The organism is Geothrix edaphica (assembly GCF_030268045.1).
Taxonomy (GTDB): Bacteria; Acidobacteriota; Holophagae; order Holophagales; family Holophagaceae; genus Geothrix; species Geothrix edaphica.
The window spans coordinates 1,424,607-1,439,452 of the sequence record NZ_BSDC01000001.1; the positions used below are offsets into that span (position 1 = coordinate 1,424,607).

Annotated in this window: 12 protein-coding genes; 6 read left to right on the top strand and 6 right to left on the bottom strand. The window is 68.8% G+C overall.

The window, feature by feature from the left end:
• The first annotated feature begins 20 nt into the window (after positions 1-20).
• Entirely contained in the window at positions 21-2,567 is a 2,547-nt protein-coding gene (locus tag QSJ30_RS06420) for a serine/threonine-protein kinase (protein ID WP_285607602.1), read from the top strand.
• Between the two features lie 259 nt (positions 2,568-2,826).
• Here QSJ30_RS06420 and uvrB read toward each other — a convergent pair whose 3' ends face one another.
• The 3 genes from uvrB to acpP all read right to left on the bottom strand — a co-directional run bounded on the left by uvrB (position 2,827) and on the right by acpP (position 6,504).
• Positions 2,827-4,839: an excinuclease ABC subunit UvrB gene (gene uvrB, locus QSJ30_RS06425; protein ID WP_285607604.1), complete on the bottom strand. Its 2,013-nt coding sequence runs from the start codon at positions 4,837-4,839 to the stop codon at positions 2,827-2,829.
• Between the two features lie 94 nt (positions 4,840-4,933).
• A complete protein-coding gene (fabF, locus tag QSJ30_RS06430) occupies positions 4,934-6,187 on the bottom strand; it encodes a beta-ketoacyl-ACP synthase II (RefSeq protein WP_285607606.1) in 1,254 nt (417 codons plus the stop codon).
• A 77-nt stretch (positions 6,188-6,264) separates the two neighbouring features.
• Positions 6,265-6,504 (bottom strand): acyl carrier protein, encoded by a 240-nt coding sequence (gene acpP, locus QSJ30_RS06435; RefSeq protein ID WP_243288255.1) that lies wholly within the window; start codon positions 6,502-6,504, stop codon positions 6,265-6,267.
• A gap of 135 nt (positions 6,505-6,639) precedes the next feature.
• Here acpP and QSJ30_RS06440 point away from each other — a divergent pair, with 135 nt between their 5' ends.
• Together QSJ30_RS06440 and QSJ30_RS06445 are read left to right on the top strand one after the other, a co-directional pair.
• Positions 6,640-7,575: a site-specific tyrosine recombinase XerD gene (locus QSJ30_RS06440; RefSeq protein ID WP_285607608.1), complete on the top strand. Its 936-nt coding sequence runs from the start codon at positions 6,640-6,642 to the stop codon at positions 7,573-7,575.
• Between the two features lie 67 nt (positions 7,576-7,642).
• Entirely contained in the window at positions 7,643-8,677 is a 1,035-nt protein-coding gene (locus QSJ30_RS06445; protein ID WP_285607610.1) for a helix-turn-helix transcriptional regulator, read from the top strand.
• A gap of 9 nt (positions 8,678-8,686) precedes the next feature.
• On the opposite strand, the gene QSJ30_RS06450 is transcribed toward QSJ30_RS06445, so the two are convergent.
• Both QSJ30_RS06450 and QSJ30_RS06455 read right to left on the bottom strand, forming a co-directional pair.
• Positions 8,687-10,252, bottom strand: a complete 1,566-nt coding sequence (locus QSJ30_RS06450; RefSeq protein WP_285607612.1) for an ABC transporter substrate-binding protein — start codon at positions 10,250-10,252, stop codon at positions 8,687-8,689.
• Positions 10,253-10,301: 49 nt separating this feature from the next.
• Positions 10,302-10,874: a thioredoxin domain-containing protein gene (locus QSJ30_RS06455; RefSeq protein WP_285607614.1), complete on the bottom strand. Its 573-nt coding sequence runs from the start codon at positions 10,872-10,874 to the stop codon at positions 10,302-10,304.
• Between the two features lie 86 nt (positions 10,875-10,960).
• Between QSJ30_RS06455 and QSJ30_RS06460 the strand changes: the two genes are divergently transcribed.
• Positions 10,961-11,467 carry an Rrf2 family transcriptional regulator gene (locus QSJ30_RS06460; RefSeq protein ID WP_285607616.1) on the top strand — a complete coding sequence of 169 codons (507 nt, stop codon included), beginning with the start codon at positions 10,961-10,963 and terminating at the stop codon, positions 11,465-11,467.
• A 5-nt stretch (positions 11,468-11,472) separates the two neighbouring features.
• Entirely contained in the window at positions 11,473-12,324 is an 852-nt protein-coding gene (gene ttcA, locus QSJ30_RS06465) for a tRNA 2-thiocytidine(32) synthetase TtcA (protein ID WP_285607618.1), read from the top strand.
• Positions 12,325-12,452: 128 nt separating this feature from the next.
• Here the strand turns inward: ttcA and QSJ30_RS06470 are convergent, their stop codons facing one another.
• The gene (locus QSJ30_RS06470) at positions 12,453-13,643 is read right to left on the bottom strand and encodes a class I SAM-dependent rRNA methyltransferase (protein ID WP_285607619.1); all 1,191 of its coding nucleotides are present in this window, start codon (positions 13,641-13,643) and stop codon (positions 12,453-12,455) included.
• Between the two features lie 30 nt (positions 13,644-13,673).
• Here QSJ30_RS06470 and QSJ30_RS06475 point away from each other — a divergent pair, with 30 nt between their 5' ends.
• Complete coding sequence (locus QSJ30_RS06475) at positions 13,674-14,846, top strand: alkaline phosphatase family protein (protein WP_285607620.1); 1,173 nt, start codon at positions 13,674-13,676, stop codon at positions 14,844-14,846.

Genomic DNA, 14,846 nt, shown 5'->3' on the forward strand with positions numbered 1-14,846 from the left:
GCCACAATCTTCCCACCCTCATGCTCCCTTCCGGAACCCACCTCGGCCCCTACGAGATCCAATCGCCCCTTGGTTCGGGGGGCATGGGGCAGGTTTATCGGGCCCTCGACACCCGGACCCGGCAGCCTGTGGCCCTCAAGGTGCTCAGGGGAGCGCTGGTCCATGACGGAGAACGGCTGGCCCGCTTCCAGCAGGAGGCCCGGACGCTGGCGGCCATCGAGCATCCCGCCCTTCCGGTCATCTACGAATGGAGCACGGACGACCCGATCCCCTACATCGCCATGGAACTTCTGGAGGGGGAGACGCTGCAGCAGCGGCTGCAGCGGGGGGCCCTCCCCCCCAAAGAGGCGCTGGACCTGGCCCACCAGCTCGCGTTGGGGCTGACGGCCACCCACGAGCGGGGGATCATCCACCGGGACCTGAAGCCCGGGAACCTGTTCATCACCACGGAAGGGCGGCTGAAGATCCTGGATTTCGGTTTGTCCAAAGCCCTTCCCACCCTCCTGGATGAGCAGACCCAGATCCAGCGACCGGAGACGAGCCACCAGACGCAGGTGGGCACCATGATGGGCACCGTCGGGTACATGGCCCCCGAGCAGGTGCGGGGCCGGGACCTGGACCCCCGCGCCGACCTCTTCGTCTGCGGCATCCTGCTCTACGAGATGCTCTTCGGCCGGCGGGCCTTCTCCGGCGACTCGCCGGTGGAAGTCCTCAACGCCATCCTCAAGGAGGAGCCCCCCCTCCGGGCCGCCTCCCCCAGTCCCTACTCGCCGGAGCTCATCGGGCTGCTGAAGCACTGCCTCGAGAAGAACCCGGAAGATCGCATCCCCACGGCCCAGCAGCTGGCCTCACGCCTGGCGGCGCTTCAACACAAGGGGGTCGCCCTCCATGGACTCGGCCGGCTCTTCCAGGGCCGTGCGGGCTGGGTGGCCCTGGCCCTGGCGCTGGGGGGCCTGGGCCTGGACCTCGGTCACCGCTGGGGCCACCGGGATCCCCCCACCCTCAAGCGGCTGACCTTCCGGCAGGGCCTGATCCGCAGCGCCCGGCTGAGCCCCGACGGCCAGGAGGTGCTCTACAGCGCCGCGTGGTCCGGCGGCCCCCTCCAGATCTTCTCCACCCGTCCTGACAGCCCTGAAAGCCACGCCCTGGAGCTGCCAGGGGCGGACCTGCTCGGCCTGTCCCGCTCCGGGGACCTGGCGATCGCCCTGGGCAGCCGCCCCATCCAAAGCTGGATGTGGCGGGGCACCCTGGCCGCAGTCCCCCTGGCCGGCGGCGCTCCCAGGGCCCTGATGGAACAGGTGGTCGCCGCCGACTGGAGCCCCGACGGCTCTGAGCTGCTGGTGGTCCGCAACACCGAGGGCAAGGCCCTGCTCGAATTCCCCCTCGGCCATCCCATCGCCGAGTCCCCAGGCTGGATCAGCCACCCTCGGGTCTCGCCCAGAGGTGACCGCATCGCCTATCTCGAGCATCCAGTGTCCGGAGACGACGCGGGTTACCCGGTCGTGGTGGACCGCCAGGGCGCCCGGCGCGTCCTGACCGGATCCTGGCCCAGCATCCAAGGGCTGGCCTGGAAGGGGGACGAGGTCTGGTTCACGGCCGCCGAACATGGCGTGGCCCGGGGCCTCTACGCGGTGGACCATGGCGCTCCGAGACTGGTCCTGAAGGTGCCCGCCCCCCTGACGCTGCAGGACATCTCCCGGGACGGGAACCGGGTGCTCCTCACCAAGGAGGTCATGCGCACCGGCATCCAGAGCCTGCGGCCTGGCGCGGAGCGGGAGCGGGAGCTCTCCTGGCTGGACTGGTCCCTGGTGCAGGACCTCTCGGCGGACGGCTCCACCCTGATCTTCAACGAGCAGGGCGAGGGATCCGGGGCCCACTACGACATCTACCTCCGCCGGACGGACGGGAGCCCGGCCGTCCGCCTGGCCAAGGGCGCCTACCCCGCCCTCAGCCCCGATGGGCGCCATGTGGCGGCGCTGGCCGTGGGAACGCCCCGCCGGATCCAGATCCTTCCCACCGGAACCGGCGACGTCCTCACCCTCCCCGACCCAGGCCTGGAGACCATCCACCGGCTGCGCTGGTTTCCGGATGGACGGCGGCTCCTGGTGCAGGCCAACCGCACCGGAGAGGGCACGCGGCTGCTCGCCGTGTCCCTCGATGGGAAGCCGGCCGAATTCCTGACCCCGGCCGGGTATCAGTTCTTCGGCCAGCCCATCAGCCCCGACGGGCATCGGCTCATCACCCGCATCGGGGAGCAGGAGGACAGGATCTTCACGCCGGAAGACGGCAGATCCCAACCCATTCCGGGCCTGCGCCCCCAGGAGCGGGTGGTCCGCTGGACGCCCGATGGCAAGGGGCTCTGGGTGGTCGATCTGCATGACATGCCCTGCACCGTCCATCACCTGGACCTCGCCACGGGCACCCGGAGGAAGCTCCTGGAGATCGCCCCCGAGGATCTGGCCGGGCTGACGGTCAGCAACTTCCTCCTCACCCCCGACGCCAAGGGCTACGCCTACGCCTACCGCCGGGTGCTGTCCGAGCTGTACCTCTACGAGGGCCTGCGGTAGGCGAAGGGCGGTTCACTCCACTACGGGGCCTGAGGCCATGGCCAGGGGCGAATCGCCCGCACCCAGCAGTCGTTCGCGCCGGGCATGGAGGATACGGTCGCGCAATTCCGCGGCATCCACTCGGTATGCCTGCGGCATACGCGAGACCTCCCGCGTCATATTGCCGCGGTCAACCGTTCGCGCCGGGCACGAAGAATCCGGTCGCGTAATTCCGCCGCATCCACTCGGTATGCCTGCGGCATACGCGAGACCTCCCGCGTCATATTGCCGCGGTCAACCGTTCGCGCCGGGCACGAAGAATCCGGTCGCGTAATTCCGCCGCATCCTCAAACTTCATCTGGGAGGCCAGCTCCTTCATGCGCTTCTCGAGCTTGGCGACCTCGCGCTCGAAGGCCTTGTCCTCCAGGTAGAGCAGCGGCTCTTCGGCGGCCCGCTCTTCCTTGGTGACGTTGATGAACTCCCGGGCCAGGGCCTCGCCCATGACGTCATCCAGGTTGCGCTTCACGGTCTCCGGCGTGATGCCGTGCTCAAGGTTGTGGGCCAGCTGCTTGTTCCGGCGCCGTTCCGTCTCGCCGATGGCCTGCTTCATGGACCCCGTCATCACGTCGGCGTAGAGGATCGCCCGGCCGTTCACATGGCGGGCGGCGCGGCCAATGGTCTGGATGAGGCTGCGGTTGTTGCGGAGGAAGCCCTCCTTGTCCGCATCCAGGATGGCCACCAGGCTCACTTCCGGCAGATCAAGGCCCTCCCGCAGCAGGTTGATGCCCACCAGCACGTCGAACACGCCCCGGCGGAGGTTCTTCAGCAGCTCCACCCGCTCCAGGGTGTCGATCTCGCTGTGCAGGTACTCGGCCTTGATGCCCAGCTCCTGGTAGTAGGCCGTGAGCTGCTCGGCCAGCTTCTTGGTGAGCACTGTCACCAGCACCCGCTCATCCCGGGCCACGGTCTTGCGGATCTCCTCCAGCAGGTCATCCACCTGGGTGCCCACGGGCCGCACCTCGACCATCGGATCAACCAGGCCCGTGGGCCGCACCACCTGCTCCACGAAGGCCCCGCCGCTCTGCTGCAGCTCGTAGTCGCCGGGGGTCGCGGAGACGTAGACCACTTGTTTCACCCGGCTTTCAAATTCTTCGAATTTGAGAGGACGGTTATCCAGTGCGGATGGGAGGCGGAAGCCGTAATCGACGAGCGTGGTCTTGCGGGAGCGGTCGCCGTTGTACATGCCGTGGAGCTGGCCCGTGGCCACGTGGCTCTCGTCCATGAAGACGATGAAGTCCTCGGGGAAGTAGTCCAGCAGGGTGTGGGGTGGCTGCCCCGGCTGGCGGCCATCCAGGAAGCGGCTGTAGTTCTCGATGCCGCTGCAGTGGCCCATCTCCTTCATCATCTCCACGTCGTAGATGACGCGCTGGTGGAGGCGCTGGAGCTCCACGATCTTGCCCTCGGCCCGGAACGCGTTCTCCCGGTCCTCCAGCTCGACCTTGATGTCCCGGATGGCGGTCTTGAGCTTGTCCTCGGGCGTGACGTAGTGGGTCTTGGGCCAGATGGTGAGGTCGTCCAGTTTTTCGATGACCACCCCACGCAGCGGATCGATCTTCGAGAGTCGCTCCACCTCGTCACCCCAGAGCTCGATGCGGTAGGCCACGTCCTCATAGGCCGGATAGACCTCCACCACGTCGCCCCGCACCCGGAAGATGCCGGGTTCGAAACTCAGGTGGTTGCGCTGGTACTGGATGGCCACCAGGTCCCGCAGCAGCATGGCCCGGTCGATGGTCTGGCCGGGCTTCAGGTTCACGGACAGGTTCAGATACGACGAGGGATCGCCCAGTCCGTAGATGCAGCTCACGGAAGCCACCACGATGGTGTCGCGCCGCTCCAGCAGGCAGCGGGTGGCGCTGAGGCGCAGCTTCTCCAGCTCCTCGTTGATCTTCGCGTCCTTGTCGATGAACAGGTCCCGCTCGGGCACGTAGGCCTCGGGCTGGTAGTAGTCGTAGTAGCTGACGAAGTACTCGACGGCGTTCTCGGGGAAGAACTGCTTGAACTCGCTGAACAGCTGCGCCGCCAGCGTCTTGTTGGGCGCGAAAATCAGCGCCGGCCGCCCCGCCCGGGCGATGGTCGAGGCCATGGTGTAGGTCTTCCCCGAGCCCGTCACCCCCAGCAGCGTCTGGGCACGGTCGCCCTGCTCCAGCCCCGCCACCAGCTGCGCGATGGCCTCCGGCTGATCCCCGGCGGGCTGGTAGGGCGACACGAGCTTGAAGGGGATTGCCTTGGCCATAGATTCAAAAGCAAACCACCAAGGCACCAAGACACCAAGAAAAGAAAAAAGCAGTTCTTGGTGCCTTGGTGTCTTGGTGGTGAATCGTTTTCCTTTAGACCTTCCGCAGCACCAGGCACCCGTTGGTGCCGCCGAAGCCAAAGCCGTTGTTCATCACGTATTCGGAGTCCAGGGTGCCGGCCACGTTGGCGGTCACGTCCAGGTCGCACTCGGGGTCCTGGTGGTCCACGTTGATGGTGGGGGGGATCCGGCCCGTCTTCACGGCCATCACCGCCACGATGGTCTCCAGGCCGCCGGCGGCGCCCAGGAGGTGCCCGTGCATGGACTTGGTGCTGCTCACCTTGATCTGCTTCGCGTGGTCCCCGAAGACCTTCTGGATCGCCATGCACTCCAGCTTGTCGCCCACGGGCGTGCTGGTGCCGTGCATGTTCACGTAGCCCACCTCCTCGGGCGCGATATCCGCGTCCTTGATGGCCGCGCGCATGACGCGCTGGCCGCCCTCGCCCTCGGGGGCGGGGGTGGTGATGTGGTTGGCATCGCCGCTCATTCCGTAGCCAGCAACTTCCGCATAGATCTTGGCGCCGCGGGCCTTGGCCAGCTCGTACTCCTCGAGGATCACGATGCCGGCACCCTCGCCCATGACGAAGCCATCCCGGTCCACGTCGAAGGGCCGGGAGGCGCGCTCGGGCTCGTCGTTGCGGGTGCTGAGGGCGCGCATGGAGGCGAACCCGCCCACGCCCAGCTGGTTCACCACAGAGTCGCTGCCGCCGGCCATCATGCGGTCTGCGTAGCCAAAGGCGATGAGGCGGGCCGCGTCGCCGATGGCGTGGGCACCCGTGGCGCAGGCGGTGGCCACGGCGCTGTTGGGGCCCTGCAGGCCGTACTTGATGCTGGCCTGGCCGCTGGCCATGTTCACGATGAGACTGGGGATGAAGAAGGGGCTGGTGCGGCGGGGGCCGCGGTAGCCGTTGGCCTCGTCCCAGATGGTGCTGAGGCCGCCGATGCCGCTGCCGATGTAGGCCCCGAACACCTCCCGCTCAGCCTTGGTGAGCTCGATCTGGTCGAAGCCCGCATCCACCCAGGCCTCATGGGCCGCGCCCAGGGCGTAGTGGATGAAGATGTCCATCTTCTTCTGTTCCTTCTTGTCGATGAACAGGTCGGGGTTGAAGCCCTTCACCTGCCCCGCGATCTTGCAGGCGAAGTCCGTGACGTCGAAGCGGTCGATGGTGCCGATGCCGCTCTTTCCCGCCAGCAGGTTGTTCCAGGTTTCGGGCACGGTGAGGCCGCAGGGGTTGATGGTCCCCATGCCGGTGATGACGACGCGGCGGCGCTGGACGGTCCTGGTCATGGATTCACCTCGTAGAACGGAAAACAAACGTGCCGCAGGGCCGTGGGGGCGCTGCGGCACGTCACGATCGCGATGGGTCAGGCCTTCGCGTGCTTCTCGATGTAGGCGATGGCATCGCCCACCGTGCGGATCTTCTCCTGCTCGCTCTCGGGGATCTCGAGGCTGAAGGCCTCTTCGATCGCCATGATGATCTCGACGGTGTCGAGGCTGTCGGCGCCGAGGTCGTCCACAAAGTGGCTGGATTCGGAAATGGAATCTTCGGGCTTGGCCAGCTGCTCAGCAATGATCGCAATGACCTTCTTACGCACATCAGCCATCGTGGGCTCCTCCAAACGAACCTGGAAACCCTAACACACCCCCGGCCCGATGTCCAAACCCTGGGTAAAGGTGCCCCGCCAGGATCCTGCGACACGAAGGATTGCGTCCTCGCCCCGCCCGTGGAGGATGGTCCCATGCCCCGCCCAAGGACCCACGAGGAACCCGAACACGGCTGGCCCCTCGGATGGGGCGCCAGCCTCCGGGAATTCCGCACCTTCCTGTCCGTGGAGCGCGGTCTGTCGCCCCACACGGCATCGGGCTATCTGTCCGACCTGAACCACCTGGCGGTCTGGGCCTGCGGCCGCGAGCTCCCCGCCACGGAGCTCACGCGCGACCACCTCACGGCCTTCCTGGTGGCCCAGCAGTCCGAGGGCAAGGCCCCGCGCAGCCTGGCCCGGCTGAGCTCGAGCCTGCGCGCCTTCCTGTCCTTCCTGCGCATGGAGGGCGGCGAAGGGGCGGGCCCGGAGGCAGTGGTGAAGCCGCCGCGTCCGCCGCGCATCCTGCCCCGTACCCTGGGCGAGAGCCAGGTCGAGGCCCTGCTCAACGCTCCCGACACCGCCACGCCGCTGGGCGTGCGGGACCGCGCCTGGCTGGAGCTGCTCTATGCTTCGGGCCTACGGGTGTCGGAACTGGCGGAGCTTCCGGCCCTGTCCGTGTTCCTGGACGAGGGCTTCCTCAAGGTCATGGGCAAGGGGCGCAAGGAGCGCCTCATCCCCTTCGGCGCGGGGGCCGAGCGCTGGATCCGCGCCTGGCTGGCCCTCCGGCCCGGCTTCAAGCCGAAAGACAGCGCACTCTTCCTGGGCCAGCGCGGGGAAGGCCTCACGCGGCAGCACCTCTGGCGCCTGCTGAAGGGCTACGCACGGACCGCCGGTCTCCGCCCGGAGGCAGTCAGCCCCCACGTGTTGCGGCATGCGTTCGCCACGCACCTGCTGGACCACGGGGCCGACCTCCGCTCCGTCCAGGCCATGCTCGGCCACGCCGACATCAGCACGACGCAGATCTATACGCATGTCCACCAGGCCAGGCTCCGCGCCCTCTACGATCAGATGCATCCGCGCAGCCAGAACTGACGGCCGAGACCTGATAGCTGACAGCCGACAGCCGATCAGCCATGATGGGCCAGGAGCCAAAGAACCCATGGCCGTGACCAAGACCCCCCGCAAGAAGCCCATCGCCACCGCCGTCGAGGTGGAGAAACCCGCCGCCAAGGCCAAGGCCGCCCCCACGAAGAAGGCGGCCCCCAAGAAGGCCGAGGCCCCGGCACCCAAGGCCAGGAAGACCGCCAAGGCCCCCGCGAAGGCCAAGGCTCCCGAGGTGGTCGAGCTAGCACCGGCTGTCGCGGAAACTCCCGCCCCCGCCATTCCGGCCCCGAAGCCGGCCGCAAAGAAGGCCACCGCCCCGTCTACCCTGCCAGCCCTGGTGGAGGCCATCCTCGCCGCCATCCGCGAAGGCCGCGCCGTGGAATTCATCTTCGCCGACGCAGAGGCCAACGCGCCACGCACCTTCGAGCCCCGGCAGCTCACCTTCGACGCCCTCAGCCAGGCCTGGTACGCCTGGGGCTGGGACCGCCGCTACAACGCCGAGCGCCATCACCGCGTGGACCTGCTGGCCGAGGTGAACGACGTGGAGGGCGTGGGCCGCGCAGCCCAGGGCCCCTATGCCGAGGGCACCGCCGCCAATCAGATCGGCGGCTGGCTGGGTGGCGAACCCATCGCCGTGAAGGCCACCCTGCTCAAGCAGTGGGTCTTCGCCGTGAAGCAGGCACCCCCGGCCTTCCCGCACTTCAAGCTCGAGGAGCAGGGCGACGGCCAGGCCCTCGTGACCTTCACCGCCACGGACCTCCGGGCCATCGCCCGCTGGGCCATGCAGTTCGGCGACGGCATCCAGGTGCTGGAGCCCGCCCGGCTGGTGGACCGCATCAAGCAGGTGGGCGCCGTGTGGGCCGGTCGGGACCGCCAGACCGCCGCACCGGCTCCCAAGCCCGCGCCCCGGCCCGAGCCCAGGCCCGAACAGGAGCCCCGCCGGCACGAGCCCAGGCACCACGCCGAGGCGAAGTCCGAGGCCCGCCCCGAGCCGAAGCCCCACCGCGAACCGCGCCCTGAGCGGGAACGGGACGACACCCCCAAGGGGAAGCCCGGCAAGGTCGAGGTCATCCACTTCGACCGGCTCTAAGGCGTTCGACTACTCCACCAGCTTCCAGCCCCGCTTGCCGGGCCAGAAGCCGTAGGCCTGCCCGAGGACGTTGAAGGAGACCCCCCGGAGCCGCGCGTCCGCCAGCACCCGCACCAGGATGTAGTTGAGCGGGATCACGGGCTTGTCCCGCCAGATGATCTCGGAGAGCTTCAGGTAGATCTTCCTGCGGGAGACCCGGTCCAGGGTGTAGCGCCCCTCCTCGAACAGGCGATCCACCTCCGGATTCAGGTAGCTGCTCACATTCGCCTTGGTGCGGTAGCCCTCGCTGGTGAACAGCGGGGCATCCACGTCGGGATCCAGGGAGGTTGTCCACCCGTAGGACCAGATGTCCCCATCGTGGTTCATGGACTTCTCCGTGAGGGACTCGAAGGGCAGCCGCCGGACCTCGATGTGCATGCCCACCTTCGCCGCCTCTTCCGACAGCAGCTGGGCCGTGCTGCGTCGGATGGAAGTGACCTGCTCGTAGGCCACCAAGGACAGGGGGCGCCCCCGGTCGTCATGCCGGAGCCCGTCTTTGCCCAGGCGCCACCCGGCGGCCTCCAGGATGGCCACAGCCCGCCCGCTCTGGGGCAGCGGCCGGGGTGTGTCATCGTGGGCCCAGTTCTCGGGCGGCCAGAAGGCCGAGGCCAGCCGGGCCGGGAAGAAGCGCCGGGCACGGGCCAGTTCCTGCCAGGGCACCAGCTCCGCCAGGGCGTGGCGCAGGGCTGGATCGCCCAGCAGGCTCAGCTTGGGGTCGCAGTTCAGGAAGAAGGCCCCGAAGGCCGCCTGGGGGACGGAGTAGGCCTGGAGCCGGCCCCCGGCTCGGGCCCCCTTCCGGACGAGGTAGTGCGGCAGGCCCCCCACCAGGGCGTAGTGGTACCGGTGGTCCAGGAGGGCCTGAGTCAGGTTCTTCTCGTTCGAGGAGTCCATGAACTCGAAGGCGGGCCACGTGCCCGGATGAGCCCCCTTGTAGCCGGGCCAGAGCTCCAGCCTCAGATGCGTGGTGGTGGCCCGGCCGACGATGCGGTACGGGCCCGATCCCACCGGCTGGAAGTTGACGGGGGCGGACTGGGGTTTGGCGCCCAGCTGGTAGTGGCGGCGGGGGACGGGAATGAAGTTGTAGAGGTCGGACAGCAGCGTTCCCCGCGCCCGGGACAGGTGGATCCGCACCCGGAGGGGCCCCTCGGCCACCAGGCTATCCAGGGAGGCCACGCCACCTGCGGTGTCTGCGATGGCGCGTATTTGGGGCATCCGGAGGGACTTCCAGGTGAAGACCAGGTCCTCGGCCTCGATGGGGGTGCCATCCTGCCAGGTCATGCCCGGCCGGAGATCCAGGACGACCTCCCGTCCGCCCTTGAGGACCGTCCAGCCCTGCAGCAGGCCGGGGATGAAGGTCCCTTCCGCATCCATGGTCACCAGGCGGTCGAACACCAGGTCCACAGCCTCGCCGTCAGTGTCCCGGGTCATGAGGAGGGGGTTCAGCGTGGTCCAGCCGTCCACCGCCACCCGGATGGGCTCGGCGGCGCCCAGGCCGCAGAAGAGGCAGGTGATCAGGAGGAGGGAGGGCCAGCGCATCGTGCCCCCTCATCGGCGGTCTGGCCGGGGGCCTGAAATCCGGAGGACCTCAGAGCGGCCGGACAGCGGACTCCACCAGCTCCACCAGGGCCTCGGCCATGCGCTGGCCTGCCCGGGGCGGGTTCTCCACCACGGTCCCCACCAGCTTCTGCGCGCCCCCCGGCTGGGTGGCGAACAGGTAGAAGGTCGGGACCCGCACCACCGCCTGGGGGGGGCACCCCTTGGGCCAGGCGGCCTCGGCGACCTGCTTGTCCCGGTAGACGCCCAGGTAGTGGATCTCGATGAAGGGATTGGGGTCCGCCGCCAGGACCAGCAGGTCCGGCAGCTGGTACTGGCTGTCGCCGCACCAGGATCCGAAGACCGCCACCAGAGTCAGGGGCTGGCGCACGGCCTTCCACCGGGCCTTCAGCTCGGAGGGCAGCTGGGTGGCGGCGGCGGTGTCCCGGAAGACGGCCCGGTGGGCGAGGATCTCTTTGGCGGTAGCCGGCCCCAGCAGCAATGGCTGGTGGTCCTTGGCGTCGCTGGGCAGCCCCCCCGGCGTGGTGGCGGGGATCGGCGGCGGCACCGCCGGCGGTTCCGCCTGCAATCCCAGGGTTCCGAGGGCCAGGAGCACAGCTTTCATGGGGATCTCCGGATTCCAGTCTAGCCCGGGCGATAAACTTGACTCAATCACTCAGGAATACTAGCCTGGAACCTGGAGAAGGTTTCGTGAAGATCTCGGCCCGAGGCAGGTACAGCATGCAGGCCCTGTTCGACCTGGCCCACCACAGCCATGGCCAGCCGGTGCCTTTGCATGTCATCGCCGAGCGCCAGAAGCTCTCCCTGCCCTTCCTCGAACAGATCTTCAACAAGCTCAAGAAGGCCGGCGTAGTCGCCAGCGTACGCGGCCCCAAGGGCGGCTACATCCTCACGCGGCCCTGCAACCAGGTGAGTGTGGGCGAGGTGCTTCGCCTCACAGACAGCAGCTTCTATGCCGTGGCCAAGGAAGATCCCAGGGCCGCGAATCAGGCCCTCATGGCCGATGAGCGCATGAGCCTCATGCTCTGGAACCGCCTCTCCGACCACATCTCAGCGTTCATGGAGAAGGTGACCTTCGCGGACCTGTGCTCCGAGACCGCCAGCAACACCTGCCCCGACTGCACCTGCCCCGAATACGTGAAGGATGTGCAAGGCCAGATCGTCCGGGGCGAGCGCAAAGCCTGCGGCGTGATGTAGGGCCGATGAGCAATCCCTGCGCCCTTCCCAGCCTGGCCCTGCCGCCCACCGATGCTGACCTCAAGACCCTGCCCCGGCTGGAGAAGAAGCTCGCCCGCCGGGTGGGGGAGACCAATGCGGCCTACAGGCTCATCGAGGACGGCGACCGCATCCTGGTGGCGGTGAGCGGCGGCAAGGACTCCTGGGCCCTCCTCGATATCCTGGAGCGGCTGCGCAGGCGGGCCCCCGTCACCTTCACGGTCGAGGCCGTCACCGTCGATCCCGGCTTTCCCCAGTTCAACCCCGATCCCATCGCCGAGACCTGCGAGCGCCTCGGCGTGCCGCACCACATCATTCCCGCCCCCATCGACAAGATGGTGCGCAGCAAGCCCGAAGAACTGCCCTGCATCATCTGCTCCCGCCTGCGCCGAGGCGTGCTCTACTCCTTCGCCAAGCAGCACGGCTACACCAAGATCGCCCTGGGCCACCACCTGGACGACCTGCTGGAGACCCTGCTCATCAATCTCTTCTTCGAGGGCCGCCTCAGCACCATGCCCCTGCGCCTGGTGAGCGACGACGGCGCCAACACGGTCATCCGCCCCCTGGGCACCTGCGAGGAGAAGGACCTGCAGCGCTACGCCTGGCTGCGCGGCTTCCCCATCGTGCCCTGCGGCTGCCCCCTCTGCGGCTGCTCCAGCCTGGAGAGCCGCCGCAAGCAGGCGAAGGAGCTCATCGCCTCCATGGAAACCAGCATCCCCCGCCTCAAGGCGTCCATGCTCGGCGCCATGGGCAACGTGAAGCTGAGCCACCTGCTGGACCTGAACCTCGGTGCCCTGCATGCCACGGGCGTGGACGAGGCCGTGGAGCGGCTGGGGTAGCCTGCCCGTCGAAAAGGAATTGGGAAAGAAGCGGAGGAGAACGGAGGAAAGCGGAGAACTGAAACCAGAGTTTCTCTTTTCTCAGCTTTCCTCTGCCTTTCCGTTCTCCTCCGCTTATCTCATTCCGTTCACGACAAACTCAGCCACAGGCCCTTGAGGTAGAACCCTTCGGGGTGGTTCAGCGAATAGGGGTGGTCGGCAGGCTGACCGAGGTGCGCCAGCACCCGCGCCTCGCGTCCCGCTTCGAGCAGGGCGGTCCACACGGCCTCCTGGAAGCGGGTGCGGTCCAGGTGCTGGCTGCAGGAGAAGACCCAGAGCATGCCACCGGGCGCGGTGGCGCGGGCGCCGAGGCGGAAGACATCCTTGTAGGCCTTGAAGGCCTTGTCCACGTCCTTGCGCTGCTTGGCGAAGGCGGGCGGGTCCACGATGACGCGGTCCCAGCCGCCGGGCTCCAGCTGGCGCATCAGCTCGAAGGCATCACCCTCCATCCGCAGGTGGGCCGCGGGATCCAGGCCGTTGGCGGCCCAGTCGCGCTCCGCCTGGTCCAGGGCCGGGGCACTGATGTCGAGGGTCGCCACCTCCGTGGCGCCGCCCAGACCCGCGTGGATGCTGAAGCCACCCGTGTAACCGAAGGTGTTGAGCACGCGGCAGCCTGCCGCGTGGGCGCCCACCTGGAGGCGATGCGCCCGCTGGTCCAGGAAGAAGCCCGTCTTCTGGCCCCGCAGCAGATCCACGCCGAGCCGCGCGGCCCCCTCCTGCACGGTCACCGGCCCGGCGAGGCTGCCCTTGAGCAGGCGGTTCACGGGGTCGAGCCCCTCCTCCCGGCGGCCCGACTGGCTGCGCTCCACGAAGGCCGTGATGCCCTCGCGCTTGCCGATCTCGAAGAGGATGGGCCACCACAGCTCCCGCAGGAGCTCCAGGCCCGCCGTGCCCACCTGGAGCACCAGGGCCTGGGAGTAGCGGTCCACCACCAGGCCCGGCAGGCCGTCGCCCTCACCGAAGATCCAGCGGCAGCCGCCTTCGGGATCCCACAGGCCCAGGCTCTTGCGCAAGGCCAGGGCGGACTCGAAGCGCGCCCGGAAGAAGGCCTCGTCCAGGGGCGCGTCCTCGAACCGGAAGATCCGGGCCGCCAGGGGATTCGTGGGGCTGGCCGTCCCCACGCCCAGCACCTGGCCGGAGTCATCGGCCAGCCGCACCAGGTGGGCTTCCGAAGGCCGCGCCAGGGCCCCGGAGAACACCCAGGGGTGGCGCTTGGAGAGCATCACCTCCTTGCCGGGCTTCAGGCGGAGCAGGGGGTAGGGCCAGCGGGGCGTGTTCATGGCTTCAGATTAGCTTGATAGGCTGGAAGGATGCGCCGCTCCGCCCTGCTCGCCCTCCTGCTCGCCTTCTTCCCTGTCCGGGCCGGCGATTCCCCGGCCGCCGCGGGCCCCGTGCTGCTCATCAGTGAGGACGGCCTGGGCGCCGACCAGTTCCGCCCGGACACCATGCCCGGGCTCTGGGCCCTGGCGGAGCGGGGCCGCCGCGCCGCGGTGCGCCCCCCCTTCCCCGCCACCACCTTCAATGGGCACGTGACGCTGGCCACGGGCTGCTGGCCCGAGCATCACGGCGTCGTGGCCAACGGCTACCTCCGCCCGGAGGACCGGCAGCGCGTCCCGGCCGCCAACCGGGTGGAGGACATCCAGCGCGAACCGCTCTGGGTGGCCGCCACCCGCAGCGGCGTCCGCACCGCCGTCTTCCATTGGGTGGGCTCCAACGGCCCCTGGGAAGGCGTGACCCCCTGGCGCATGGAGGCCTTCCGGCCCGGCGTCCCCGACGCGGAAGGCCTGGCCTTCTGCGAGTCGGCCCTGGCCGACGGAGCCCGCCTGGTCATGGCCTACCTGTCAGGCACCGACGAGGAAGGCCATCTCAAGGGGCCCCGCAGCCCCGAGGCCCTGGCCAAGCTGCGCGCCCTCGATGCCGAGCTCGCCCCCTGGCTGCTCCGCATGCAGGCGGCCCATCCGGGCCTCCGGGTGATCCTCACGGCCGATCACGGCATGGTCCCCATGAAGCGCCGGGTCCACCTCCCCACGGTCCTCGACGGCATCCCTGTGGACCTCATCACCCACGGTGGCAGTGCCTATGTCTATCTGAAACAGCCGGAAGACCTGGCGCGCGCCCTGGCGCGGCTCCGGAAGGCGGGCCTGCAAGCCTGGCCCCGGAAGCAGGTGCCCGTCCGCTACCACCTGGGCGGCAGCCCGCGGGTGGGGGACATCGTGGTCCTGGCGCCCCTCGGCACCTGGCTCTCCCAGGCCCGCAGCAGCCGGGAGGATGAATCCGAGCGCCATGGCCGCGCCGGAGCCCACGCCTACGCCCCTGAGTCCGCCCCCATGCGGTCCTGGCTGGTGGTGCTGGGCGCGGGCCGGGGCCCCCTGGCGGATGTCCCCGCCTGGGACATCGCCCCCACGGCCGCCTCGTGGCTGGGCATCCAGTGGGCCCAGGCTCCGGATGGGGAGCCCGTACCCGCGCTGATGTCCGCCCATTGA